The organism is Colwellia marinimaniae (assembly GCF_002207865.1).
Taxonomy (GTDB): domain Bacteria; phylum Pseudomonadota; class Gammaproteobacteria; order Enterobacterales; family Alteromonadaceae; genus Colwellia; species Colwellia marinimaniae.
Genome location: NZ_BDQM01000027.1, coordinates 1 through 26,139, shown reverse-complemented (window position 1 = coordinate 26,139; position 26,139 = coordinate 1). Strand labels below are relative to the sequence as shown.

The 26,139-nt window shown below is 40.6% G+C and carries 23 protein-coding genes; 5 read left to right on the top strand and 18 right to left on the bottom strand.

The features are described 5' to 3' along the window. Positions 1-57: 57 nt before the first annotated feature. The 3 genes from MTCD1_RS13900 to MTCD1_RS13890 form a co-directional block, all read right to left on the bottom strand. Positions 58-1,305 carry a malic enzyme-like NAD(P)-binding protein gene (locus tag MTCD1_RS13900; protein ID WP_057183252.1) on the bottom strand — a complete coding sequence of 416 codons (1,248 nt, stop codon included), beginning with the start codon at positions 1,303-1,305 and terminating at the stop codon, positions 58-60. 49 nt (positions 1,306-1,354) lie between these two features. After that, positions 1,355-1,573: a hypothetical protein gene (locus MTCD1_RS13895; protein ID WP_057183250.1), complete on the bottom strand. Its 219-nt coding sequence runs from the start codon at positions 1,571-1,573 to the stop codon at positions 1,355-1,357. Positions 1,574-1,665: 92 nt separating this feature from the next. Beyond that, the gene (locus MTCD1_RS13890; protein WP_057183249.1) at positions 1,666-2,481 is read right to left on the bottom strand and encodes a hypothetical protein; all 816 of its coding nucleotides are present in this window, start codon (positions 2,479-2,481) and stop codon (positions 1,666-1,668) included. Positions 2,482-2,680: 199 nt separating this feature from the next. Between MTCD1_RS13890 and MTCD1_RS13885 the strand changes: the two genes are divergently transcribed. Together MTCD1_RS13885 and MTCD1_RS13880 are read left to right on the top strand one after the other, a co-directional pair. After that, positions 2,681-3,802, top strand: coding sequence for a pyridoxal-phosphate-dependent aminotransferase family protein (locus MTCD1_RS13885; protein ID WP_057183247.1), 1,122 nt, complete (start codon positions 2,681-2,683; stop codon positions 3,800-3,802). Between the two features lie 448 nt (positions 3,803-4,250). Continuing rightward, positions 4,251-4,721, top strand: a complete 471-nt coding sequence (locus tag MTCD1_RS13880) for a hotdog fold domain-containing protein (protein WP_057183246.1) — start codon at positions 4,251-4,253, stop codon at positions 4,719-4,721. A 109-nt stretch (positions 4,722-4,830) separates the two neighbouring features. Here the strand turns inward: MTCD1_RS13880 and MTCD1_RS13875 are convergent, their stop codons facing one another. From MTCD1_RS13875 to MTCD1_RS22700, 13 genes are all read right to left on the bottom strand, one after another. After that, on the bottom strand, positions 4,831-5,454 hold the full coding sequence (locus MTCD1_RS13875) for a TetR/AcrR family transcriptional regulator (protein ID WP_057183243.1): 624 nt from the start codon (positions 5,452-5,454) through the stop codon (positions 4,831-4,833). Between the two features lie 549 nt (positions 5,455-6,003). After that, entirely contained in the window at positions 6,004-8,199 is a 2,196-nt protein-coding gene (locus tag MTCD1_RS13870; protein WP_057183241.1) for a malate synthase G, read from the bottom strand. Positions 8,200-8,262: 63 nt separating this feature from the next. Next, positions 8,263-9,453: a urate hydroxylase PuuD gene (locus MTCD1_RS13865; protein WP_057183239.1), complete on the bottom strand. Its 1,191-nt coding sequence runs from the start codon at positions 9,451-9,453 to the stop codon at positions 8,263-8,265. 230 nt (positions 9,454-9,683) lie between these two features. After that, complete coding sequence (guaD, locus tag MTCD1_RS13860) at positions 9,684-11,021, bottom strand: guanine deaminase (RefSeq protein WP_057183236.1); 1,338 nt, start codon at positions 11,019-11,021, stop codon at positions 9,684-9,686. Positions 11,022-11,137: 116 nt separating this feature from the next. Continuing rightward, positions 11,138-11,647 (bottom strand): ureidoglycolate lyase, encoded by a 510-nt coding sequence (locus MTCD1_RS13855; RefSeq protein WP_057183233.1) that lies wholly within the window; start codon positions 11,645-11,647, stop codon positions 11,138-11,140. An 85-nt stretch (positions 11,648-11,732) separates the two neighbouring features. Next, positions 11,733-12,074 (bottom strand): hydroxyisourate hydrolase, encoded by a 342-nt coding sequence (uraH, locus tag MTCD1_RS13850; protein ID WP_057183231.1) that lies wholly within the window; start codon positions 12,072-12,074, stop codon positions 11,733-11,735. A gap of 77 nt (positions 12,075-12,151) precedes the next feature. Further along, positions 12,152-12,658: a 2-oxo-4-hydroxy-4-carboxy-5-ureidoimidazoline decarboxylase gene (gene uraD / locus MTCD1_RS13845; RefSeq protein WP_057183230.1), complete on the bottom strand. Its 507-nt coding sequence runs from the start codon at positions 12,656-12,658 to the stop codon at positions 12,152-12,154. Between the two features lie 91 nt (positions 12,659-12,749). Further along, positions 12,750-13,817, bottom strand: a complete 1,068-nt coding sequence (gene alc, locus MTCD1_RS13840) for an allantoicase (protein WP_057183228.1) — start codon at positions 13,815-13,817, stop codon at positions 12,750-12,752. Positions 13,818-13,944: 127 nt separating this feature from the next. Then, the gene (allB, locus tag MTCD1_RS13835; RefSeq protein ID WP_057183226.1) at positions 13,945-15,312 is read right to left on the bottom strand and encodes an allantoinase AllB; all 1,368 of its coding nucleotides are present in this window, start codon (positions 15,310-15,312) and stop codon (positions 13,945-13,947) included. A gap of 286 nt (positions 15,313-15,598) precedes the next feature. Then, a complete protein-coding gene (xdhC, locus tag MTCD1_RS13830; RefSeq protein WP_057183224.1) occupies positions 15,599-16,495 on the bottom strand; it encodes a xanthine dehydrogenase accessory protein XdhC in 897 nt (298 codons plus the stop codon). A 53-nt stretch (positions 16,496-16,548) separates the two neighbouring features. Beyond that, positions 16,549-18,963 (bottom strand): xanthine dehydrogenase molybdopterin binding subunit, encoded by a 2,415-nt coding sequence (gene xdhB / locus MTCD1_RS13825; protein WP_057183222.1) that lies wholly within the window; start codon positions 18,961-18,963, stop codon positions 16,549-16,551. Continuing rightward, entirely contained in the window at positions 18,956-20,440 is a 1,485-nt protein-coding gene (gene xdhA, locus MTCD1_RS13820) for a xanthine dehydrogenase small subunit (RefSeq protein WP_057183220.1), read from the bottom strand. The genes xdhB and xdhA overlap by 8 nt, the downstream gene beginning before the upstream one ends. A 353-nt stretch (positions 20,441-20,793) precedes the next feature. Further along, the gene (locus MTCD1_RS22700) at positions 20,794-20,889 is read right to left on the bottom strand and encodes a phage integrase N-terminal SAM-like domain-containing protein (protein ID WP_331456604.1); all 96 of its coding nucleotides are present in this window, start codon (positions 20,887-20,889) and stop codon (positions 20,794-20,796) included. 281 nt (positions 20,890-21,170) lie between these two features. On the opposite strand from MTCD1_RS22700, the gene MTCD1_RS13815 reads away from it, so the two are divergent. From MTCD1_RS13815 to MTCD1_RS13805, 3 genes are all read left to right on the top strand, one after another. Continuing rightward, positions 21,171-21,758 carry a hypothetical protein gene (locus MTCD1_RS13815; RefSeq protein ID WP_057183217.1) on the top strand — a complete coding sequence of 196 codons (588 nt, stop codon included), beginning with the start codon at positions 21,171-21,173 and terminating at the stop codon, positions 21,756-21,758. 697 nt (positions 21,759-22,455) lie between these two features. After that, the gene (locus MTCD1_RS13810) at positions 22,456-22,674 is read left to right on the top strand and encodes a hypothetical protein (RefSeq protein WP_057183215.1); all 219 of its coding nucleotides are present in this window, start codon (positions 22,456-22,458) and stop codon (positions 22,672-22,674) included. Between the two features lie 457 nt (positions 22,675-23,131). Further along, positions 23,132-23,647 (top strand): hypothetical protein, encoded by a 516-nt coding sequence (locus tag MTCD1_RS13805; protein ID WP_057183213.1) that lies wholly within the window; start codon positions 23,132-23,134, stop codon positions 23,645-23,647. Positions 23,648-24,458: 811 nt separating this feature from the next. Here the strand turns inward: MTCD1_RS13805 and MTCD1_RS13795 are convergent. Continuing rightward, complete coding sequence (locus tag MTCD1_RS13795; protein WP_057183656.1) at positions 24,459-25,523, bottom strand: IS91 family transposase; 1,065 nt, start codon at positions 25,521-25,523, stop codon at positions 24,459-24,461. Then, the coding region (locus MTCD1_RS13790; RefSeq protein ID WP_143760126.1) for a tyrosine-type recombinase/integrase at positions 25,516-26,139 on the bottom strand (624 nt) is incomplete at its 5' end. The genes MTCD1_RS13795 and MTCD1_RS13790, both read right to left, overlap by 8 nt.

Sequence of the window (26,139 nt, the reverse complement as noted above, 5' to 3'; positions counted from 1 at the left end):
AAATTAGTACGTAACTATTACTGACAATAAGTGAATAGTTACTTACTAAGCTATGAATTAAGTGTCATTCATATAATTATCGGGTAAAGGCAGGGCAGCAACGCCTGAGTCTACTGCGGCTTTAGCCACAGCAAAGGCGACGTTTTTACATAACCTTGGGTCCATAGGGCGAGGGATAATATAACCTTTACCAAAGGATAATTCCTTTTCACCACTGGCTTTTAACACGCTTTCCGGTACATCTTGTTTGGCTAGCTCTCTAATAGCATGAACCGCTGCTAATTTCATTTCATTATTAATTGTGCTGGCGCGTACATCTAAGGCACCACGGAAAATAAACGGGAAACAAAGGACGTTGTTTACTTGGTTCGGGTAATCAGAACGACCTGTCGCCATAATTAAATCACTTCTAACTGCGTGTGCTAGCTCAGGTTTAATTTCAGGATCTGGGTTAGAGCAAGCAAATATTATCGGATTATCAGCCATTTTCTTTACCTGCTCAGGGCTAAGTAAGTTAGGACCAGAAACACCAAGGAAAACATCAGCGCCTTCAATCACATCATCTAAGGTTCTTTTGTCGGTGTTATTAGCGAAACGTGTTTTATATTCAGATAAATCACTACGGCGGGTATGAATTACCCCTTTAGTGTCGAGCATATATATCTTTTCACGCATTGCGCCACATTGAATGAGCAGTTCCATACAGGCAATCGCGGCAGCGCCGGCACCTAAGCAGACGATATTTGCGTGTTCAATTTTTTTATTTTGAATTTCTAAGGCATTAAGCATGGCGGCAGACGTCACGATAGCGGTACCGTGTTGATCATCATGAAATACCGGGATTTTACAACGCTCTTTCAGTGCTTTTTCAATGATAAAACACTCAGGTGCTTTGATATCTTCTAAATTAATACCACCAAAGCTATCAGCAATACAGGCAACGGTATTGATAAACTCTTCGGTAGTTTTATGGGTTACTTCGATATCGAAGGAGTTAATATCGGCAAAACGTTTAAATAATAACGCTTTACCTTCCATTACTGGTTTTGACGCCATTGGTCCTAGATTTCCTAGGCCAAGTACAGCGGTACCATTTGAGATAACGGCAACGGTATTGCCCTTACCGGTATACTTGTAAACATCGTCAGGGTTCTTGGCAATTTCTCGACAAGGCTCGGCGACACCTGGGCTATACGCTAGCGACAAATCGGCACTTGTTTCGGCGGGGGTAGTGATGGCAACGGCAATTTTACCTGGGGTGGGCAAGGCGTGATAATCCAGAGCTGCTTGTTTAAAATCAGACATGTGTGACCTACTTTTTATAGTTTTAAGATTAAAGGTATATGGGCGGTATTCAACATACCGGTTGGGTGCGGCCTATGCAGAGTGCAAAGATAGCAATAGCTGCACTGGGTACGATACGGCCAAAGACAATTTCAGTGGGCAGATTAAAAACAAATATACAGATAGCACTTAAGGCAATAACATTGGTTACGTTATCGGTAAAAAGCGGCCAAAAGGCACTGAGACCACTTCGATGAAAAAGTTTATATTCGCTACTTTCTGTCTTCATAGTGCCTCCTCGTAAAAGCTTTATTGCTATTTTTTAATACCTAGCAATAAAGCGGCTTATTTTTAAATAAAAGACGAAATCAACTTATTTGCTTAGAAACGCCATACTGCTAAGAATTGCACGGTATTGTCATCAACACCTTTAGCACCTAACTTGTTTTTCCAGTATTGGTATTCAATACCGGCGAATAAGCGGTTAGATGGCGTACCAATTAATTCACCAACATCTAAGCGAACTTGTGGTTGAAATAGAATCCAAGATTCTAGCTCGGTAGTGCCGAAGGTATGTGTTTGTGTACGTCCGTCGATATACTCTAAATGACCTTCAATACTCCAGCTCGTTGAACCAATTTTAAAGGGATAAGCCCACGAAAAATCGACCATAAAACTGGTATCTTCATCAATAATACCAAAACCGCCAGAGTTTACGTCTGCGCCACTGGCATGGATAAATGCGGTAATGTCGAATTGGGCAAAAGCAAAGCCAGGTAGGTCTAACGATAAACGCATACCAGGTAATACCCAAGAGCTGTCTACTTCGGGTGCGTAGTTAAAGCCAGCCACTAAGCCAATATCTTTCACTGGACCAAAAGATAAGTCACTACCCGTCAGAGCACCTAAGCTAAAGTGTGAATACCATTCGCCGTAAAATTCGGCTGAATCAGGAGCGCCATTTTTACCTGAATACTGTGAGTGGTCGATGAAAAAGAAGTTATCGCCGTATTCCCAGCCACCCGCATGTTGGAAGGTAGTAATCGTTCCCGTTGATTGCCCTGGGGCACCGGCACTTTCAAATTCACCACCTGCTTGAATTTGAATTTCGGTATTGCTCCATATTTCTGCTGATGCCATTGGCGCATTTAATGCGGCTGTTAATGCAAGGGCGGTAAGTGATGCTGAAATTTTCATAGTGTCTCTCTTAGGTAATTTATTTTTATTTATTTATTTAATAGTCATATTAATTTTTGTTTTAATTTTTTTCAAGATGTATATATTTCACTCTTTATCGTAACTTGACACATGTGTCAGGTTGCGATTAACTAAGATACATCAGGTTGTTTTATAAACACAACTAAAAATTAAAACTAAAATAGAAGGTAAAGCAATTATGACGTTTAAATCATTCAATCCACCAGAAAGAATTTTAATGGGCCCTGGCCCTTCCGATGTAAGTGCGCGAGTACGTTCAGCACTGTCTAGACCAACTATAGGTCATCTTGACCCTTTATTTATCAATATGATGGATGAAGTTAAGACCTTGCTGCAATATGCTTTTCAAACCAAGAATGAATTCACTATTGCCTTATCAGCGCCGGGCTCTGCCGGCATGGAAGCCTGTTTTGTAAACTTAGTAGAACCGGGCGATAAGGTCATTGTTTGTCGCAATGGTGTTTTTGGTGACCGTATGATTGAAAATGTTATCAGACTTGGTGCCGAGGCCGTAGTTGTTGACTCTCCTTGGGGACGAGCTGTGGAAACACATAAGGTGAAAGCCGCATTGCACGACCACCCTGATGCCAAGTTCTTAGCTTTTGTTCATGCTGAAACCTCAACAGGTGCAGTGTCAGACGCTAAAACTCTCTGTCAAATGGCTCAGGAACATGGTTGTTTAACTATTGTCGATGCGGTGACGTCATTGGGTGGTATTGAGCTTAGAGTGGATGAGTGGGGTATTGACGCTATCTATTCTGGGACGCAGAAGTGTATATCTTGTGTGCCGGGTATGTCACCTATTTCATTCAGTCCTAAAGCGGTAGCAGTGGTACAAAACCGTAAGACTAAAATACAAAGCTGGTTCTTAGACCAAACGTTAGTCATGGGTTATTGGTCTGGTAAAGGTAAACGTACTTACCATCATACCGCGCCGGTAAACTCTTTATATGCACTACATGAAGCGTTAATCATACTACATGAAGAAGGTCTAGAAAATAGCTGGGCGCGTCATAGAGCACAACACCAAGTACTAGCTAAGGGTCTGAAAGAATTAGGTATTGAGTTTATCGTACCTGAAGAAGAGCGCTTACCTCAGCTCAATGCTATCTATATTCCTGACGGTGCTGATGATGCTAAAGTAAGAAACTACTTACTAGAGCATTATAACTTGGAAATCGGTGCTGGTTTAGGAGCCTTTGCCGGTAAAGCATGGCGCATTGGTTTGATGGGACATACCGCTAAAAGTGAAAATGTGGCCTTATGTTTAACGGCCTTAAAAGATGCCTTGAATCAATAAGGGCTTATTAAAAACGTAATAAAACTCAATAAATAGTTTTATTGATGAAAAAAGACCACCTTTTGGTGGTCTTTTTTTTCGCATGATGAAATCTAAAGCGCCGTTTCTGGTAAATCTTTGGCTAATTTTTTCATCATGTGGCATAGGAATAGCCGCTGTGGCATTTATACAAGGTTTTTTTAGATGATAAAAGCCAATAGACTGCTATTTATTACCGGGTGAAAGACTGTTTTACGCGGAATGAAGCTTTAAATGAACACTATTATGGTTAAATGGAGTGGATACTGGCTCTGCTTTCTAATAGTTTATCGGAAAGCTTTGTGAAAAAACGAGCCGTCATTAACGCCATTCACAGCAGTAATATTAAAAATAGTGAGCATTTGTTTGGGCAGAATATAACCTAATGATAAGTTAGCTCAGCCATTAACCTTTAACTTTAAAGCCTATTATGAAGCAGACTAATAAAACATTATCGATATATCAAAAACTTGAAAAGTACCCTTTTGGCAAAAAAATCTTCTCAATTATCGTCAGTCGTGTCGCACCTTACTTCGCCACGATTAATCCTAAAATTTCAGAACTAGTGCCGAACCAATGCACCTGTCTAATCAAAAAAAAGAAAAAGGTCTTTAACCATATAAAAACAGTGCATGTGATAGCTATTTGTAATGGTTTAGAAATGGCAATGGGCGTCATGGCAGAAGCTTCAATTCCCAAGCATCTTCGCTGGATCCCAAAAGGAATGACGGTTGCTTATACGGCCAAAGCGGGTAGTGATATTCGATGTGTAGCAAACGTAAAGCAAGAAGACTGGCAGCCTGGTGATATGCTCGTTAACATCACCGCCTATGATGAAAATAACATTGTCGTGGTTAAGGGGCATATTAAACTGTGGATATCTGAAAAGCCAACAGTCTGAGCATTGTTCGAATTAACAAAGTGCATAAAAGTCTGCGACTTGCCCGTTAAACGGGCACAGTGCCATTGCCATTGCCATTGCCATTCCCATCGCCATTACTTAGCTTAGGCTATAAGCCACAGCCTTTTAATATAATCGTGGTCAGTGAATGGATGACCTCATCAAAATCAGCATCGTTCATCGTTTCTTTACCAAGACCGGCTAATACTTGCACATTAAAATCAGCATAATGCTGGGTAGAACTCCAAATAAGGAATAACAAATGATAAGGATTAATGGCGTCTATTTGGCCTTTTTCTATCCAGGTTTCTATTACGGAAATTTTTTCATCTAACCATTGTTTGAATTCGGTATGCAAATAGTTTTTAAGAATGGGCGCGCCATGAATCACTTCACTGGCAAATATTTTTGAGCCGTCAGGATCATGCTTGGCATGCATTACTTTCTCATGAATATAGGCGGTAAGAATCGTTTTAGGATCATCATCAACACTTAAGGTGTCAAAGCTAGTATTCCAGCTGACAATAATCTCGCTGAGTAATTGCTGATAAAGCTCGGTTTTATCATTGAAATAATAATGAATGTTTGCTCGAGGAATATTTGCTCGTTCGGCAATTCGCTTAATAGAGGCGCCTTTAAAACCGTGGGTAACAAACTCTGTTTTAGCCGCCGTTAAAATAAGTGCGACATTCTTTTGGCGAACTTGTCCGACAGATTCTTTTTTTACCGACACAAATACCTCATAACTTCATTCTTCATAGTAGAGTGAATAACTTTATAACAAGTTTTAACTGACAGCCATCGCTTTATGGCAAATGGAATAATTAATTGCAGTAAATGGGAAATATAGCGAGTAATTGGCTATCACTGGTGATTGTGTAATAGAGGCGTGGAGCACTGCTAGCGCATTTTAAGCCCTTACTATGTATGATTTGATATATTACAGCCTTTAAAATCAGCTATATTCTTAATTTCTTTCGCGTCGCGGTGGCGACTACACCCAGAGAGGGCTATCGCCGAACCCTCTCTGGACTCTCCCAGCGCTGCGAGTAAAGCCTAATCTTTCATTCAATCAAGTGCTTCGAGGAGTCGCGTTAAGGTACGTCCTTGTACAACGCCGCTTTTTCATCATCCCTGATGAAAACACCTGTGCACTTTCAATCATTTCAGGGTTTTACCACGCAGGTTCGGCGCATTTTGCTTGTTTGGTGTTCAATTACCGTCTTTGAAAGTATTGGCTGTCACCAAATATTGGTAATGTTCAGCTTTAACAGTTCAACGATTAAGATAAATACTCAGCTTTTACTTCCAGACGTCTTTTATGTAATAACGGCTCAGTATAACCACTGGCTTGTTCTTTTCCCTGGAAAATAAGTTCTCCAGCTGCTTTAAAAGCAATGCTATTTTCAAGGTCACTCGACATGGCGATATAGCCATCATCAGCAGAATTTTGCTGATCAACAATGGGTGCCATACGTTGCAAGGACTCATGCACTTGGCTTTCACTAATAACACCATGATGAAGCCAATTACAGATATGCTGGCTCGATATTCTTAACGTCGCTCTATCTTCCATACGGGCAACATTATCAATATCAGGTACTTTTGAGCAACCAATACCTTGATTGACCCAACGGACAACATAACCCAGTAGCCCTTGAATGTTATTGTCTAATTCTTTTTGAATCGCCGCTGCTGATAATTCAGCTTGGTTTTTCAGTAAAGGAATAGTCAATAAATCGGTTAAATCATCGATAGCCCCAGGTAAGGCAAACTCCGCTTGCATAGCATTTTGTACGGCTTGCACATTCACTTTGTGATAATGCATTACGTGTAAAGTGGCTGCGGTAGGTGAAGGTACCCAAGCACAATTTGCTCCTGATAGTGGGTGAGCAATTTTGCTGTTTACCATGGCTGACATTTGCTCAGGTATTGCCCACATGCCTTTACCTATTTGCGCTTTGCCTTGAAAACCTGCTTGCAAACCAATTCTGACATTTCTCAATTCATAAGCCTTGATCCAGGGCTCATCTTTCATCCATTCTTTCTGAGCCATAGCTCCAGCGAGCATACTGGTATGTATTTCATCACCGGTACGATCTAAAAAGCCGGTGTTGATAAAGGCGACACGAGTTTGTGCCGCGCGAATACATTCCTTTAAATTGGCTGAGGTACGACGTTCCTCATCCATAATACCCATTTTAATGGTATTTTCCGCTAAACCTAAATGACGCTCGATAGCGCTAAATAAATCATGACTGAATTTCACTTCTTCAGGGCCATGCATTTTCGGTTTGACTATATAAATACTGCCTTGCTGAGAGTTTTTAAATTTAGAATTGCCGTTTAAGTCATGCAATGAAATTAAGCTGGTGATAAGGCCATCAACAATACCTTCAGGTACCTTGTCGCCATTTTTGTTGACAATAGCATCTGTGGTCATTAAATGGCCGACATTGCGGATAAATTGCAAGCTTCTACCCGAGAGAGAAATCTTTTCTCGGTTTGGTGATAAGTAGCTTCGGTCAGGGTTCAGAGTGCGGGTGATGGTTTTATTGCCTTTTTGAATAATCTCAGCAAGATCGCCTTTCATTAAACCTAACCAATTACGATAAACCGCAGTTTTATCCATGGCATCAACCGCGGCAATGGAGTCTTCGCAGTCTTGAATCGTAGTTAAGGCGGATTCTAACACCACATCTTTCACAAACGCGGCATCTGTTTTACCAACAATATTGTCTTTATCGATTTGGATTTCAATGTGTAAACCGTTATGTCGACAGAGTAGTTCCGTTGGTGCATCGGTTGCGCCATTGTAGCCAACAAATTGCTCGCTATCTTGTAACTGAACTTGTTCACCGGAGAACAAGGTCACGGTGAAATTTTTATTGATGATATGGTAAAGCACCGCATCAATATGGCTGCCAGAGGTTAACGGTAAAGTCTCGTCTAAAAACCTACGCGCGTAGGCCTGTACTCTACGGCCGCGAACAGGGTTGAAGTCTTTGCTTTGTTGGGCACCATTATCATCACCAATAACATCGGTACCGTATAAAGCATCATATAAACTGCCCCATCTAGCATTAGCCGCATTTAGGGCAAATCTGGCATTCATTAAGGGCACAACAAGTTGCGGACCCGCAATGCGGGCAACCTCATCATCAACATTTTTGGTGGAAATCGTGAAATCAGCTTTTTCTTCTAGCAGATAGCCTATTTCCTTTAAAAACAACTCATAGCGCTCTTGGTTAAAAGGCTGGTTGGCCGAGTCACTATGCCAAACATCAATTTGTGCTTGCAAGCTAGCTCTGGTGGCTAATAGCTGTTGATTACGCGGGGTAAACTCAGTTAAAACCTCGGCCACAGCATCCCAAAAGTGCTCGGCCTTAATATTAAGGCCAGGTAACACTTCATGATTGACTAAATTAAATAAACAGCCTGCCACCTGATAACCGTGTTTGATTGTTGTTTTCTGCATTTTTTATCCTTTTTCTTGGTCTTTATCTTGCTTTAATAGCCATGTAGATACGTTTATGCAAACTTACTTTATTTGGGATAACCACAGTGACAAGGTTAAGCGCTCTTGGTCAGTCATCTTGGTTTTATTCATAAAGGGCATGTCTTTTGAGTTAATAACCCGTGCTTCAATTCTTGGCGCCCATTGTCTGATAGAAGCGATATCTGTGAAAATAACGCCACCTTGAGGGCTGGTGAAAACATCATCGGTGGGTGTTACTGAATGGCAGGCCGCACAACGGTCGGCAATGATTTTTTGAACTTGCACTGGGCTAATAACTTGCTGCTTTTGCTCTGCTGATAACTCCACCGTTTTAGGGGCAATTAAATAGGCAAGTACCACAGTGGCAACAATGGTAGCAACCAATATTAGCGGCTTATGCTTGCCAACGTGACGTAAGACAAAATACTGACGCACCGCGGCGGTGATTACTATGATTACCATCAATATTAACCAGTTAGCACTGTGGTTATATGTGATGGGATAATGATTTGAAATCATAATAAATAACACCGGCAAGGTGATATAAGTGTTGTGAGTAGAGCGTAATTTAGCATTTAAGCCATATTTTGAATCAGGAGTAACGCCATCTTCTACCGCTTTTACTAGGGCACGTTGTGATGGCATGATGCCAAAAAATACGTTGCCAGCCATGATAGTACCTAAGATAGCGCCCATATGCATATAAGCACCACGAGCACTAAATACTTGTGTTAAACCGTAAGATAAAGCGGTAGCAATAATGAACAAAATAAGTGCTAATACTAAGCCGTGATCTTTAAGTTTTGTTCTTACTAATAATTCATAACTACCGACACCGATAACAATAGCGCCTATACCTAAGCCAATCGCTTGCCATTGTGTTAAATCTTTCACCCGTGGGTCAATTAAGTAAGACTCAGCGCCCACATAAAACATCAGTGATAATAATAAGAAACCTGTGATCCAGGTGGTATAAGCTTCCCACTTAAACCAATGCAATGTGGTGGGGATTTTTGGTGGCGCAAGTTTGTATTTAGCGATTTCATAAAAGCCACCACCATGAATAGCCCAAAGGTCACCGGAAATGCCTTTTTCTGCTTTCCACTCGGGTGGTTTTTCCAGATGGTTATCTAACCAAACAAAATAAAATGAGGCACCGATCCAAGCGATACCTACGACCAAATGTGCGAAGCGAATGATTAAATTTAACCACTCAGTAATATACGGGTCCATAGTCTTTCCTTTTGTACTTTTACCCAAGGTAAAAGTTTTATAATTTTATAATTAACTAGCTAATTACGTTGTTTAATAATTTCATTAAACATTAGCTTTCTTAAGCGATGTTGCCTTAGACCCAGCTAGGCAACCGTCTGTTATATGTAGTACTGGTATTTTTATTAGAACTATAAATGAGTTCTTCTGATGCTGTATTCGCAGATTTCAACTATTAAATAATTTGTTGATTAAACTTTTTCTCCCATGATATGGGTGGCTTTAACATGTCTGTCATCACCAAGTATGCTCAAGACGAATAGTTTTTCGGTTAAGGTTTTGCAACGGGCAATACGTCTTGCCATTAGTGGCGTTGCTTGGTAATCCAGTACGATAAAATCAGCTTCAGCGCCTTTAGTAAAGTTACCAATAGTCCCCTCTAAATCTAAAGCAACCGCGCCGCCTAAGGTGGCTAGGTAGAATGATTTAAACGGGCTTAACTTATCGCCACGTAATTGCTGGGTTTTATAGGCTTCGTTTAATGTCGTTAACATTGAAAAGCTAGTGCCAGCGCCAATGTCTGTGCCTAAACCAACATTCACATCAAATTCTTCCGCTTGTTTTAGGTTGAAACAACCACTGCCTAAAAATAAGTTGGAAGTGGGGCAAAAAGCAATGGCAGAGTTAGTCTCGCTTAAACGCTGACATTCATGGTCGTGTAAGTGTACGCCGTGAGCAAAAATACTACGTCGGCCTAATAAATTACTCTTATCGTATACATCAAGGTAACCGTCACTGTCGGGGAATAATTCGCTTACCCAAGCAATTTCATTTTTGTTTTCTGATAAATGAGTATGTAAATAAACACCTGGATATTCTTTTAATAACTCACCGGCTTTGTGCAATTGTTCCGTTGAACAGGTGGGTGCAAAACGTGGAGTGATCGCATATTGTAATCTGTCGGTGTTATGCCATTTCTCAATTAACGCCTTGCTGTCGGTATAGCCTGATTCAGTGGTATCTTGCAGGTCCTCTGGGCAATTTTGATTCATCAAAACTTTACCGCAAATCATGCGTAATTTTTTCTGTTGGGCGATAGTGAAAAAAGCATCTACGGATTCTTTATGGACAGTACCGAACACTAAAGCTGTGGTAGTACCCGCGTCTAATAATTGTGTTAAGAAAAACTCAGCGACACGTTTACCATGTTCGAAATCGGAGAATTGTTTTTCTTCAGGGAAGGTATAGTTTTCTAGCCACTCAAGTAATTGTGCACCATAGGAGGCGATCATTTCCGTTTGTGGGTAATGTACATGGGTATCGATAAAGCCTGGCATGATTAAGCCATTGTCATATTGAGTGACTTCAAGGCCTACGGGCAATGTTGCCAATAAATCAGTGGCGTTACCTACGGCGACCACTAAGCCATTTTTTATTAGCAAAAGTCCATCTTCAAAGTATTGATAACTCTCTTCTTCCGCGACTTTTGCTGGGTCGGCTAAAAAATGCAGTATCTCCCCGCGAAACGCTTTGGTAGCTGTGCTTGTTACTTCACTAGTGGAAGGAGTGTTTGAAGTACTGTGAGACATATTGGTAAACCTATTACTTATGTTATTGCTATGTATTTGTGCTGCTATTTATACTAGCTGCACTAAATTAATTGATTGTTTATCATTCGATTCATCAATTTGAATCAAATTTTTGATTATTCTGCAAGGGTGATAACGAGCGAGCCGTCGAGCTTTTCTACATCGCAGTTATCGCCTTCGCCGCCGCGATCAACCACGAGGAAATCACTGACCTCATTAAGTGCTAAACAAAAGTGATGCCAAGTACCTTTATGGTAATTTACCCCCTGGTCTGAGCGGGCTAAAAATACTTTAATAGCAGCAGTATCAAGCTCACCCTTTGGTGCAACGACAACCACATAAGGATGATTGCCCATAGGGATAAATGCTTGACTGCCTAAAGGATGGCGTTCCATCATTTTGACGGGTAAAGGAAAAGCCAGCGGGGTGGAACGAAAAATATTAAGTAAGGTTTTACCCGCTTGCTCAGCAACGTCAACGTCAGCAAGATTATGATAACGCATGGTGTGGCCATCATTAATGGCGAAATGTTCAGCACTTTCGGACACTGAAATAACATCCCCAAAAGCGGCAAAGTTTGCTGCCGTTAATTCTTGGGGTATAACATTAATGATTTTACTGGTCATCTTAATCTCTCTGTTACTGGTAATGTTAGCGGTTAATATTTTTCTACTGGCGTGAAACTGTTGTTATCTATTGGTTAAATAGAAATTAGCTACCACGGTAAGTAGAGTAACCATAGGCGGTTAGCAATAATGGAATATGATAATGAGTGCCGCTGGCATCTATTTCAAAAACGATATCAACGTAGGGGTAAAACCCTGTTTCGTTATTCGCTTTAAAATATACCGCGGTGGCAAAATGCATGCGGTAAACACCTGCTGGTAATTTTTCATCAGCAGCTAATAAACCCGGTAAACGACCGTCAGCGTTGGTAACTCCGCCGTTTATCTCTTGCCAGCTTTCGCCGTCTTGAGCAAACAAAGTAATAGGTACATTTTGTGCAGGTAAACCACGGGTAGTATCCAATATGTGGGTAGTAATTTGACTCATATTCTTTCCTTAAAAATCCTTAAAATAAATAGCCTAAAACTTTTATTAACGGGTTTAGTGGCTTAGCCTTCAGCTAATTATTTTCCGAAGGCTTTAGTAATGCGTAGTTGAAATATTTTTCTTTGCTCTTCAGCGGCATTAACAAGCTCTTGAGCTCTGTTATTTGGCAGGCGTGCTTGCAACAAATCAGACATTTGTTTAGCACTTTTACCCGTTGCACACACAATAAAGATAAAGCCGAATTTTGCTTGGTAATCAGTATTACCTTGCGCCAGCACGTCCAGCACAGCGTCGTTAGCTTCTTTCACTAAACCTTGCTCGTTACCGGCTAATTCTTTGGTATTGGCATACTTAGCACGCAGACTACTGACATCACCAATTTTTGGATGACCTTCAAAAGCTTCAAAATAATCTTGCTCAGTTAAACCTAACCAAGCATCATCAGCAGCTTTTTTTATCGCTGGCGTATTAGCAAAGGGGCGAGCCGCAACCATGTTGTTTACCCAAGTACTTGCAGTACAACATTGCATAAACATGTGCTTAGCATCTGCTACTGGTAATTGGTTTAAATCGTTTAATAACATTTTCGTTTCCTTTAATCGCTTTCTAGTAAATACCGTTAATCAATTGCAGCTCGGGCTAAGGAGTTCAAAGCTTAACCCTAGTTTTTGTTAACTAACCTTGGCGCTTACCAAAAACACGCATGCGAGAAATACCACCATCAGGGAAGATACTTAAACGTACGTGAGTGAAAGGCTGATCTTTTGCCACTACGATCTCTTTAGTGAATAGATGTTCCCTATGAGCATATAATTTAGTGCTTGGAATAATTTCGGTCCACGTTACCGGTGCTGCGCCTGCGGTGAAATCATCGCTATCACTGATACAACCTTCAAGCATAAAGGTATCAGGGAAGTTACCTTTAAAATGACAAGTATCTATGATGACTTTATTTACTGTACCGGTAGCGGCAAGTTTAACAATTGACCAATCTGGACCGGGATCACGACGACGTTTAGTTTCCCAACCATCACCCATGTTGGCGCCACGGCCAGGCATGATTAGGTTGTTTTTATCACTGAAAAACATATCGCTGACTAATAACGCTTTTGCTCCGTTTTTAATCGACGCTAAATCAATGAGTTCACCGTCAACAAAGTCATTCCAGTTTACCTCTGCTTCACCATAAACACGGAAACGGGCAATACCACCATCAGGAAACATGGTTAAACGCACATGGGTAAAAGCAGTATTATTGAGCTTTTTTTCAGAGTCGAGCACAAACAGGTTTTGGCTATGGGCTTTAACGTCGGTAGCGGTCAAAATAGTCTGCCAAACCGTATCTTCATTTGGTTGAACTTCACTCACACAGGCTTCTACCGAAACTTTCTCTGGCGCGTTACCACGGAAGTAGTTAGTGTCGATATCAAAGGCGCGAATAACACCACTGATGCCTAAGCGGATAATACACCAGTCAGAATCACGACCATTATTACGGCCATAACTTCTGCGTGATTCCCAACCGTCCATCCATTTACCACGTTCAGTAAACTTATCTTCGATAAAAATACCACGACCTACTTTTAATAAGTTTTCCATTTCGGCAAAAAAATCATCACTACAAGACAATGTTTCGCCACCAACACGTTCGCTGGCTAAATCAACATATTGATTTTTTAATTTTTGTTCTAAAGTCGCATCTTCTGCCGATAATTTATTTTGTGCTAACCAATCTTCAATCATTACTTTATCTCCTGTAAACGCTAGGTTTGCTCAGCCTGGTTATCGGCGTAGCAAAGGTGCGTGACTTCTTGTTTTTTTAATTATTTTTCTTAGTTATTTGTTTGTTCTCGCCATTGGCGATAGCAGCTTACAGCTGACCTTTAAGTAACGGCTTGCCAATAGGCGTGTTGATAAATTGGTCATTACAGTAAACTTGCTGGCCACGAACAAAGGTTTGCATTATTTGGCCATTTACTTTGCGGCCGACATAGGGGGTAATTTTGTGTTTGTGTTTGATCATGTCATTGCTGATAACAAAACTTGCTGTGTCATCAAAGACCAATATGTCCGCATGATGACCCACTGAAATTTGGCCTTTTATTTTATCTAAACCCGCAAACTTAGCGGTTTCGTGCGACATTAAACGGGCTAAATCAACTAGGGTGAAACCACGATCTTTGGCTTCAGTCCAAATTAGGGGTAAACCAAATTGCAATGCTGAAATACCGCCCCAAGCTTTTTCAATATCACCGGTATCAATATGTTTTAACTGCGGGGTACAAGGCGAATGATCTGAAACGATAAAGCTAATACGACCATCGGTAACGGCCTGCCATAAATGTTCTCTGTTTTTATTTTCGCGAATAGGTGGACAACATTTAAACAAGGTTTTGCCATCAGGAATGTTTTCTGCCGCCAGCGTTAAATAATGTGGACAAGTCTCTGCGCTAAAGCGTAAACCTTCTGCTTTTGCTTGAGCAATCGTTGCAAGGGCTTCAGCAGAAGATAAATGCACAATGTGAATTTTACAGTTATCACCGGCTTTTTTAGATGCACGCGCCATCTCTACCATTAACGAGATAGCATCGTTTTCCCAGCTTTTTGGCCGCGACGCTAAGAAAGAGTTATATTCTTTGGTTATTTCAACATCATGAAAACCACCACAATCTAGTTCGGCATGGATAAGGTAAGGCACATCATGTTTGGCTAAGATAGGCATAGCCGCCAGCATGTCCTTGGCTTCCACCGGTGGAAACTCGGCAATACCTGAATCTATTAAGAAAGATTTAACCCCTAAAACACCGGCGGTAAGTAAGTCATCAAGGTCATCGATATTGCTAGGAATAACGCCACCCCAAAAACCACAATCAACCCAAAGTTTGTCATGCACTGCGGCAAGCTTCTCTTCAAAGGCTGCTTTGGTCGTTGTTACCGGAATACAGTTAAGTGGCATATCAACTAAAGTAGTAATACCACCGGCTGCCGCAGCTTGTGTCGCGGTATTAAAACCTTCCCACTCGGTACGGCCAGGTTCATTGATATGCACATGAGAGTCGACCAAACCCGGCATGATCACTTGCTCGCCGACATCCGTGATTGGACAAGTAAGGGCTTGGCCATAGGGGTGAATGGCATGGATTAATTGATCTTTAATTTCGATGCAGGCCGCGATCATTTCGCTTTTTTCACCAGCATGGACAATTACTTTTTTACTTTGCAGGGCAAAATGGGACACCTTGCTTCTCCTCTAAATTTGATAAACGTGAACGTGTGGCATGTGTTTTTATTGCTAAATATGTGCGAGCATATCTTTATTTATCTCTATGCAGTTTACTCAGAAGCTCATGATAAACGTCAGGACAATATGCTCAGGATAATTGCTCCTGCATTATCCGTATAAGGTACTTCCTGTACCGTCTGCATTGTCTAATAAACTACATCCATGTAGCGTATCTTCGAGGTTACTGATCGAAGAGCCATGGTCTTTAAGTTTTCTTTGCTAACTGATTGGCAAGAGCTAATTAGTTAACTTCTTCGTTGATTAAACTTTTCAGCTCTTGCCAAGCGATACCTTTTTTAGTGCTTTGAGGCTTGGCATTTTTTTGTTTATTGGCGCTGGGGTTGGCGATGGCATTGGCAGTCAATTGTGCTTGATAAAGCTCAATTATTTCACCCGCCACTGATACCGCTACTTCCATGGGTAATTTCCCTTGTACTTGTGCTAAGCCAATAGGGCAATTCATTTTTTCGACTAAGCTCTTTTCGATATCTCGGTGTTGAAACCTTTGTTGAAAACGACGCCATTTGGTAGCCGAGGCTATTAAACCTAAATAACTAAAATCAGCGCGTTTTAAAATATTATGACTAATGTCAAAATCAAGCTGATGGTTGTGTGTCATCACTATGTAGTAGCTGTTTGTCGGCATAGCCGCCACTTCTTCCGCCGGGTTTTCACTAATAACAGCAGTGACATTGCCGTAACTATCGATATCATCAGGAAACTGCTCCGCGCGGTTATCCACCCAAGTAATACTACAAGGCAAACCCGCTAAGATAGGGATAAGGGCTTTACCAACATGACCGGCACCAAATAAGATGATATTGGCACCACTGGCGCTAAAACATTCAAATAATACGCTGGCATCACCACCGCAACATTGGCCTAGTTGAGCACCCAATTGAAAATGTTCTAGTTGTTGACAAGCCTCACCGGACGTTAACAGTTGATGGGCATGTTTAATCACCTTATGTTCAAGGTGACCACCACCAATAGTGTCAAAAATATCGTCATTGGTTATCACCATTTTGGTGCCACTATTACGCGGCGTTGAACCGGTTACCCCGACAATTGTCGCGACAACATAGGCTTTGCCTTGTTTGTTTAGTTGGTGTACTGCACCAGTCCAATTTATTTTCATGATGATATTCCTATTTATTCCTAGCTATAGCTATTACAGGTTCACAGGGCGAATTACTTCGCCGCAGCAGCTGCTTGTGCTTTAACCGCTGCAACAGCAAACAAGACGCGCTCTGGTGTTGCGGGGGTATCGAGTGCTGGGCTAGTTTTGTAATCATTTATACTTGAGATGGCATCTTTAAGTGCGGCCCAAACTGAAATAGCTAACATAAATGGTGGTTCACCTACGGCTTTTGAATTGTAGATAGTATGTTCCCGATTTGGTGCGTCAGGTACTAATGCCACTCTGAAATCTGCAGGGGTATCATTAATTGCGGGTATTTTGTAGGTCGCTGGGTTGTTAGAAAGTAACCGACCTTGCTCATTCCACACTAATTCTTCCGTGGTTAACCAGCCCATGCCTTGAATAAATGCGCCTTCAATTTGGCCAATATCAATAGCGGGGTTAATGGAGTGACCGACATCTTGTAAGATATCGGTACGTAAGGTTTTATATTCTCCGGTTAAGGTATCAATGATAACTTCTGATACCGCAGCACCCGTGGCGTAATAGAAGAACGGACGCCCTTTACCGGTAGCACGGTCAAAATGAATTTTAGGGGTTTTATAGAAACCAGTAGACGATAAGGAAACACGGCCCATATAAGCAAGTTGTGTAAATTCAGCAAAGCTAAAGCTTTGTTCACCAACAATAACATTACTATTTTCAAAGTGAACTTGTCCTGCTTCGACTTGATATTTCTCACAAGCAAAATCAATTAGACGTTGTTTGATGGTTTTAGCCGCCGCTTGTGCCGCTTTACCATTTAAGTCAGTACCTGAAGAGGCTGCGGTTGGTGATGAGTTTGGTACCTTATCGGTACGGGCCGAAGATATGGCTATAGTATCAACATCAACTTGAAATTCTTCGGCAACAATTTGCGCCACTTTAATATTCAAACCTTGACCCATTTCAGTGCCGCCATGGCTTAAGTGAATGGTACCGTCGGTGTAAATATGAACCAGTGCACCGGCTTGGTTCAAATGCTGTACCGTGAATGAAATACCAAATTTAACCGGCGTTAATGACAGTCCTTTCTTTAATATAGTGTTATTGGCGTTAAACTCGGTAATCGCTTGGCGACGGGCTTGATAATCAGAGCTGGTCTCTAACGAATCAATGATCTCGCTTAAATTGTTATGCTCAACGGTCTGATGATAGTGGGTTACGTTACGATCATCCTTACCATATAAATTAATTTTACGAATTTCTAAGGGATCTTTACCAAGATGACGGGCGATATCATCCATAATCATTTCAATGGTCATCATGCCTTGAGGGCCACCAAAACCACGATAAGCAGTGTGTGACACTGTGTTTAATTTACAACGATTACCGGTAATGGTTGCTTGGTCTAAGTAGTAAGCATTGTCTGAGTGGAACATAGCTCTATCAACAATGGCATCTGATAAATCGGGTGAGTAACCACAATTACCATTAACTTCGATGTTAATACCTTTGATTTGACCCTGAGCATCAAAACCAACGGTGTAATTATTTTCAAATGGATGACGTTTACCTGTCATGATCATATCGTCCATTCGAGCTAATTTAAATTTAACTGGGCGTTTAGTTTCATTGGCAAGTAAGGCCGCAATACAAGCCCATTGAGCCGCTTGAGTTTCTTTACCACCAAAACCACCACCCATACGGCGCATATCAACTAAAACTTTGTTTAGTGGAATAGCTAAAACTTCAGCCACTAATTTTTGTACTTCACTGGGATGTTGTGACGAGGTGAAAATATTCATGCCGCCATCTTCAGTTGGCTCGGCGGTTGATACTTGACCTTCTAAATAGAAATGCTCTTGACCACCAACGTTGATTTCACCCGATAATTGATGGGTAGCACCCTTAATGGCCGCATCAGAGTCGCCACGTTTCATGGTAAACGGTGGCCGGACAAAGTTTTGTTTTGCTAGCGCATCTTTTACCGTTAGTACCGCTTCAAGTTCTTCATAGTCAATTTTTGCTAATTTAACTGCGCGTCTGGCTAAATCGAAGCTTGTTGCTGCCACGGCAAAAAGTGGCTGTCCGATAAATTCAACTTTACCTATAGCAAGTACTGGGTCACCAGGAAATACTGGACCGATATCGGTATGTCCAGGTACATCTTCAACAGTAATGACTGAGATAACACCTGTCGCAGCTTTAACCGCTGATAAGTCCATAGAAATTATATTGGCATGTGCATAAGCCGATTGCCCAACTGCCGCATGTAGTTCACCACGCAGTGATGGACGGTCATCAACATAAATAGCTTCACCGGCGACGTGTTTATCAGCACTATCATGCTTTTTCGAGCGACCTACGCCACCTAAGCCAACATTTTTTTGTCCATCAATAAGGCTTTTATTGGTATTGCTTTGTATTTTTAGGGTATCGGCTTTCTTTACAGCAAACTTTTCTACATTAATAAGGCTACGCATAATTTACCACTCGTGTTTCAATAACTGCTCTTGCATTGGCGCTTTGTAGCTCTAAATAGCATTTCTCAATAAGGTTTTGCGCCACTGTCATGCGGTACTTATCCGAAGCACGAACATCAGACATGGGTTGGAAGTCGGTCGCTAACGCTGCTTTTGCTTGCGCTACTAATTCTTTAGATAAGCTCTTTCCTAGCAGTACAGCTTCAGCAGCAGGTGCACGTTTAGGAATAGCCGCCATACCACCAAAAGCTAAACGGATATTAATAATTTTCTGACCCTTGCCATCGACTTCTTGTTCGATAAAAAATGCAGCTAATACCGCAGAAATATCGTCATCAATACGCTTAGAAATCTTATAAATCTTTAAGGTTTGGCCCGCGGTAGGTTTTGGAATTTGAATAGATTTAATAAATTCAGAGGTTTTAAGTACGGTTTTCTTGTAATCAACAAAATAGTCTTCAACTAGGATAGTACGCTCTTGACCATTAACATGGAGTGTCATGGTCGCGCCTAAAGCAATCAGCGCTGGCGGCATATCACCAATGGGTGAAGCGTTACCAATATTACCACCTAAAGTTCCGGTGTTACGTACTTGCTTAGCACCAATACGTTCAATCATCTCACCCAATTCAGGGTAGTAGTGATGTAAGGTATCAATGAAGTCACTATAAGGTAGTGCTGCACCAATAATTATTTCAGTGTCTGTTTCCTTGATAGTGGTTAATTCGGCCACATTACCAAGGTAAACAAGCTTATCGATTATTGCTAAATTTTGCGTAACCGCAAGTGCCAAATCGGTACCACCAGCAACTAAGGTAGATTTAGGCTCATTGATTAAGGCAGTGGCTAATTCATCGATATTTTTTGGCGCGATAAAATTATGACCATTACCCGTTAAAGCAGGTGTTGGTAATTTTTCTAATTCGCTCAGTGCGGCCACAGTTTCTTGGTAGTGCTGAGCAAATGAATCTTCGGCAACAGCTTCACTCGAGGTCATGGCAGCGGCAATAATTGAACGGTAACCGGTACAACGACATAAATTACCGGCTAAGGCTGCAAGTACCTCGGCCCGATTTGGCGTCTTGTTGTGCTTATGTAAAGCAAAGGAAGACATAACAAAACCTGGTGTACAAAAACCACATTGTGAACCGTGGTTATCAACCAGAGTTTGTTGGGCATGATGTAATTTAGCGCCGTCTTTCAAGTCTTCAACGGTAATTAATTGCTTGCCATGTAAGTTACCGACAAAGGTGATGCATGAGTTAATTGATTTATATTTAAGTTGCCCGCTATTCTCAGTATCAAGCTCGGCTAGAACTACGGTACAAGCACCACAATCACCTGAAGCACAACCTTCTTTTGTGCCAGATTTAAATTGTTCTTCACGTAAGTATTGTAAAACTGTGGTATTAGGATCTAGGTTTTCAATATTTACTAGCTTATTGTTTAACAGGAATTTTATTGTATTTTCTACCATTATTCTTTCCGCTTTAATTTTGATTTTTAGTGTCGATTTGAATATTCGTATGATTTTACTATAGCAGAATGAATAGTTGACACAAGTGTCAGGTTTGATTTTTTTGTTACTGTGTTATTGGTACAGGTGAACTTATGCTTGTCTTTTACTTTTTAAAATGGCGATAAATAGTTGCTTTTTAGCAATGAATTCTTTGCAATACAGCGCTTTCAACCAAGTTCCGTTGGATAAAAAAATGCTTTTGTTCAGGCCGTTTTGTTAGCCACTACGTTTAGTAGCGATTTTCACTATGTGAAATTAAGTTGGATAAAACACCAGACACCCACTCATTATTTCCATTTAGTGGGTGTCTGTTATATTTGGTTGAAAATAATATATCGCTTGATCCAATAAATGTAAGTTTGAATAGTCCTTTTAGCAAATCTACGTGTGTTCAAAAATTCACCTATGCTATTTAAAAAAACGATTCAGACATAGTAAAAATAAATATTTAATGGCTGTGTTTGTATACAGTATAGTTGGAATTGTAAATGTGTCTTTGATAGACGGAATATTTCCGTAATGCACGCAATAATGAAAAAGTTAAAGTTTTATTAAAGTCTTTGATATTAAATATTAAAGAGAGTATTTTAGTATGCATTAAATATCATGATAGACGGAAAAAGTCCGTGTTTAAACACGGAATTATTCTCTCTATTAAGCTGTTAGCACTACAAGGAGGTTTCGAGTTTTGTGCAATGAAAAATCTATAAGTTATGACTCAGATGGATATTCAAAATCTCTTGATAAGCTTGTTGCTATGTCAGAGAAGGAGTATTACGTTCATCTCGTTGACATAAATAGGCATCAAGTAGTCGTTGCTAGAACATTACTATGGCTTGCGGTTATTCTTATTGGTTTCGATATAGCGATAATTGAATGGGCTTATACTAAGGCCTCAAAGTTACCCGATCTTGTCCCTATCCTTACACCTTGCTATTTCTTTGTTATTTTTTCTATTATTTTTGGTGTCCTAGCCTTTGCGTTTTCAGCAATTGCAATACCTGCATTCGGGGGCTATAAACCTCTATACAATAATAGCTGGGCTGACTATTCCAACTCCGCACATGAAAAACTGCTAAGTGGTCAAGATTCTATTTATATGAACACGTTAAATGACTTATTAACCAATTTAGATGCCGCTTGTTCTAAAGGGAATACCACAAATGCTGCAAGAGGCTTAAAACTACGTATATCTTCAATTCTAACCATTTTGTCTGCTACCTTTGCTGGTATCGGATTTATTATATTTTCATTTAATTATTACTTAAAGGCTTAAACATGACTGATAAAAAACCAAGCGTACCTGCACCATCAAAACCGATAACATCTGATCGCAGAGGAATTATTACAAACAGCAAAGAAAAGCATAAGAACAAGGGTAAGTAGTGCTAACAAGCACTTCAAACGGAACAAAAACAGTTGGTTAGGTTCCGCTTCGCTACACATTATAACCAACAATTTTTGTCCGCTTAAGTGGGCGTTATGTTTTTAAAAGTATTGGGAGAATCTAGCCTGAACAATCTGAGTGCGGCGCAGAAATCAGACTAGAAAAACTCCCCGGAGCATGGGCACATACTCCGTTAGGTGGCCAATATATAGCGAACGAGCCATAGCCGCATATGGTAATGAATGCGCATTGTAGTAACCACCAAAGAGCGATCACGTTAATAACGTAGTCACTCAGCGCTGATGTGGCTGCATTTTTAAGGCTCATGCCATGAAAAAGCAAACCACTGTAAAAGTAACTTTTAATGTTGCTTTGGTTATCCTAGCTGTTTCCGAACTTCTAGATACCTTGCACTTTATCGGATTACTGTAAACCAAGTCCTCGGTGTTCACGCACCGAGGCGATCAAAACATAACAAGAAATTAAACAAGGACAAAAAACAGTTGGCTTTTGCTCCTTCGTCGCTTATTTTAGCCAACTATTTTTTGCCTGTTAATTGGGCGTTATATGCAAAAAGGAGTTTCGTATGAATATCAATGCAACATTGCTCGGCCAATTCATTTTACTATCAGTTATCGTAATAAGTGGCTTAAGTTACTATCTCGGTAAACGTAAAACCCAAAATGTTAAAACAACAACCTTTATTGGTTTTCTACTGTCATTTATGCCGCCATTAGGCTTAATATTTGTTGCAGTATTGGCGCTTAAAAATGATGTTTCAAATAAAAACACATCTAATATTTAGGTGCATAATTGCATATAACAAGTTGCTCAAACGGAAAAATAACAGTTGGCCATCGCTTCGCGATTATAGCCAACCATTATTTTCCGCTTAGCAAAGCGTTAGTTGGCTAATAAAAAATATCGTCTAAGTGCTAAATAATTCAGTTTCACCAATTCACTGTTTGGTGTTTTACCGCGAATAAGTTAGTCACTTTTATCACGTTTCTGAAAGGTGTATTAGCGTAACTATTCACTCTAAATAGTGAGTGTAATGGCTCAAATTCACGGTTTGGTATTTTCATTACGGTGCGTTTAAGTTATTGTTGTACTTGGTGAAAGTATGTTGCAACTAACAAGCAAATCAACTGGGACACGTAACACTTGCTCGGTTCCACTTCGTTTCACAGTTTAGCAAGTCTTACTTAGCCCGTTATTTGGGCGTTATATATACAATCCCTAGTATGGAGTTTAATTCTCAAATGGATACAGAAACGCAAAGCTCTTATGAATTACTTTCCGAATTATGTGAAAAAGGAATAATTGGTTGGCCTATAGATTTTGAATTATCTCCTTTATCAGAATCTGAAGCAGATGAAGATTTATCGTCTTGGGGGCTTAACTCAAATTGGAAAACTGAGACTGATATATTTATCAAGTTTGGTCGCGATGGTACGGGGTCTTCTTTTTTACTGTGGCAATATGCTAATGAGTTTCCTCCTGCCGTTGTATTTTTGGGTTCCGAGGGAGAGCTCTTTAATGTAGCTCAAACGCTAACTTTTTTTCTGCGTTATTTAGCTTCTGGTTGTGACTTCGGATATGGAGAATGGTTCGAGCCTGAGCAAGAAACAGATCCTGATGCTATTGATAGAAGCTTACTTACCTCAAAAATCAACTCGATTCATCCAGCTATAAAAGAACATGCAAATGTTTTAAACCAAAATTCGCTAATTGTAATCCCATCTTTTGAAGCTTGGGTAAACACTAAAGTTTCATAGTTTCATAGTTTCATAGTTTGGTGTTAATGTATATATAACAAGCGCTTCAAACGGAAAAAATACAGTTGGCTTTTTCCGCTACGCTACAAATTATAGCCAACTGTATTTTTCCGCTTAAGCGGGCGTTAGCTGTATAGAGGCACTTATGCTACTTATCGGTTCTTTTCTACTTATATTCATCGGATTTATTCATTCATATTTCGGTGAAAAGTATATTCTTATACGTTTATTTAGACGTGATAATCTTCCTAAATTACACGGTAGTGATTGGTTTACTAAACGAGTTTTAAGGTTTGCTTGGCATCTAACCACATTGGCTTGGTGGGGCTTTGCTGCAATATTGTATTTTTTGTCCAGCCCAAGCGGGGATCTTCGGTCAGAAGTTCTTATAACAATTACGGTTGTGTTTTCTATAAGCGGAATTGTTTCTCTATTATTTTCTCGCGGTAAGCACTTGTCATGGTTATTCTTTTTTGGTATTGCTAGTACAAGTTGGTTCAGCGTAATATACAGCTAATAAACAAGGATAGGTTGCGCGCAGCCGCAACTTTATCCTGTTGTTGAACAAGCTCGGTCGATTAGCTGTACTCTTTATAGGAAATATATAAATACTGAGGTAGGTGGCTTTTAATGCCATGGTTGTTGGTGTTTTTTTAGGGCGAGTACCGCCACAATCGCAACATAACCCTTTGCAATTTTCGGTACAAAACCTGGTTGTTTTTACATCGCTAACCCTCAATTCATTCATATTGATGCTGGTGAATAAACAGCATTACGCACACAAATCCCTCTGTTAATACACATCCTTGTTTTATCTCGTTCCATCTAAGATGATTTTATTGGCAATGCGCATTAGGTAAAGCTCCATCGGTTGATGGCATTTGTCACAACACACCGGTTTTTTAATCACTGGCTGCAGCGGTGGCAAGTTAACGTTTAATTGCAGCTGCAAACGTTTTAATGTTGCTTTGGCATTGCCGTGTAAAAAACCATAATTACGCGCTCGCCTGAATCCTTTGGGTAAAACATGTTGTATTACTCGCCACAAAAACTTACAAGCATGCTCGGTGATGGTTTTAAACGTTTTACTCTTACTGTCTTTATACTGAAAACTGACCTCATCATTTTCAAGTGCGAGAATATTGTTTTCGCTAATCACGCCGCGATATAAATACCGAGCGAGGTAGGTTAATGCTTCATTGCCTTTGCCGACATATTCGCAGTCAGCATTCCATTCGGTAGGCGTTTTGTTTGGTAGGTAGTACGAGGCATCTTTCATCATTGCTATAAACTTACCGCGAAAGACCTTTGCTAAGTTATCCGCAGTAAAAAGGTATTTACCTGTTTTGGTTAGCCAACACATTTTGTTTTTACTTAATCCTCCAGCGGGCACAATAAAATGCACGTGGGGATGAAAATCAAGCTGCCGAGAATGCGTATGTAATACCGCGACTAAGCCGTTGCATTCACCGAGTTTTTTATCGTTCTTAAAGAACGCATCCAGCGTTTCTTTTGCCGCAAGAAACATGGCCTGATACGCCCACTTTTGATGAGACCAAACAAAAGGGCGTAACTGTGCTGGTAAGGTAAAGGTGGCGAGGTAGTAATCGATCGGCAATAGTTTTTGTTGCTGCATCGCTAACCAATGACTGTTGCACTTATGTTGACACGATGGGCAATGACGATGACCGCAAGAGGGCAAAAGGGTTTTATCTTCATGGCAATCACCGCAGTGGTATAACATCGCTCCCGCAGCAGGTGTATGACAGGCTATAATTTGTTTAAGCGCGTAGTGGTGTTTGGCTTGTAACTTTTTACCGTAGCGCTGTTCAAACATAACGTGATATTTATTGGCAATGGTTGCTAAGTTAATCATGGTTTTGCTCCTGCCAATGAATACTCAACGTATTGATAATGCTATTAAGCATTATCGCACTGTTGTGTTTGGCTTCTTGGGTCATGCGGGTATACCTGGCGGTAGTGATTGGACTTGCGTGACCCAGGAACACTTGAATAGCACGTAAACTCAAACCGTGCTCAAACAGGTGTGTCGCAATGGAATGGCGCAGGGTATGGACATGAACATTCTTACTAATACCGCAGTCTTTCGCGACAATTTTAATCGTTTTTTGTACGCCCCCCTTGTCCATCAGCCAAGGTTTAATGGCGTTATTCTTAGGGTCCACCCTGCCAGGAAACAGTAAACTTGGATGGCGGTGAGTTTGCCAATAGCGTCGTAAGGCCAATAAGGTTGTTTGCGGTAAAGGCACTAGTCGGTCACGTTTAGATTTAGTATTACGTACATGCACCTGCATTAATTCACTGTCGATATCGGCAATGGTCAAGTTGAGCGATTCACTTAAGCGTAAACCTAAGCTGTAGGTAGTGAGGTAAAATACCTGATAGCGGAATTTACGGGTGGTATTGATAATCGCCGCCACTTCGTTAAGTGATAATACCGCTTGAATTACTTGCTGTTTGGGCGGTTTAAC

Bases quoted from the DNA above. Each gene is read 5' to 3' on its own strand.
- MTCD1_RS13895 (WP_057183250.1), bottom strand. From the start codon at position 1,573: ATGAAGACAGAAAGTAGCGAATATAAACTTTTTCATCGAAGTGGTCTC.
- MTCD1_RS13885 (WP_057183247.1), top strand. From the start codon at position 2,681: ATGACGTTTAAATCATTCAATCCACCAGAAAGAATTTTAATGGGCCCT.
- MTCD1_RS13900 (WP_057183252.1), bottom strand. From the start codon at position 1,305: ATGTCTGATTTTAAACAAGCAGCTCTGGATTATCACGCCTTGCCCACC.
- MTCD1_RS13880 (WP_057183246.1), top strand. From the start codon at position 4,251: ATGAAGCAGACTAATAAAACATTATCGATATATCAAAAACTTGAAAAG.
- guaD (WP_057183236.1), bottom strand. From the start codon at position 11,021: ATGTCTCACAGTACTTCAAACACTCCTTCCACTAGTGAAGTAACAAGC.
- alc (WP_057183228.1), bottom strand. From the start codon at position 13,817: ATGATTGAAGATTGGTTAGCACAAAATAAATTATCGGCAGAAGATGCG.
- MTCD1_RS13805 (WP_057183213.1), top strand. From the start codon at position 23,132: ATGGATACAGAAACGCAAAGCTCTTATGAATTACTTTCCGAATTATGT.
- uraH (WP_057183231.1), bottom strand. From the start codon at position 12,074: ATGAGTCAAATTACTACCCACATATTGGATACTACCCGTGGTTTACCT.
- MTCD1_RS13870 (WP_057183241.1), bottom strand. From the start codon at position 8,199: ATGCAGAAAACAACAATCAAACACGGTTATCAGGTGGCAGGCTGTTTA.
- xdhC (WP_057183224.1), bottom strand. From the start codon at position 16,495: ATGAAAATAAATTGGACTGGTGCAGTACACCAACTAAACAAACAAGGC.
- xdhA (WP_057183220.1), bottom strand. From the start codon at position 20,440: ATGGTAGAAAATACAATAAAATTCCTGTTAAACAATAAGCTAGTAAAT.
- MTCD1_RS13795 (WP_057183656.1), bottom strand. From the start codon at position 25,523: ATGATTAACTTAGCAACCATTGCCAATAAATATCACGTTATGTTTGAA.
- uraD (WP_057183230.1), bottom strand. From the start codon at position 12,658: ATGTTATTAAACGATTTAAACCAATTACCAGTAGCAGATGCTAAGCAC.
- xdhB (WP_057183222.1), bottom strand. From the start codon at position 18,963: ATGCGTAGCCTTATTAATGTAGAAAAGTTTGCTGTAAAGAAAGCCGAT.
- MTCD1_RS13855 (WP_057183233.1), bottom strand. From the start codon at position 11,647: ATGACCAGTAAAATCATTAATGTTATACCCCAAGAATTAACGGCAGCA.
- MTCD1_RS13890 (WP_057183249.1), bottom strand. From the start codon at position 2,481: ATGAAAATTTCAGCATCACTTACCGCCCTTGCATTAACAGCCGCATTA.
- MTCD1_RS13865 (WP_057183239.1), bottom strand. From the start codon at position 9,453: ATGGACCCGTATATTACTGAGTGGTTAAATTTAATCATTCGCTTCGCA.
- MTCD1_RS13810 (WP_057183215.1), top strand. From the start codon at position 22,456: ATGAATATCAATGCAACATTGCTCGGCCAATTCATTTTACTATCAGTT.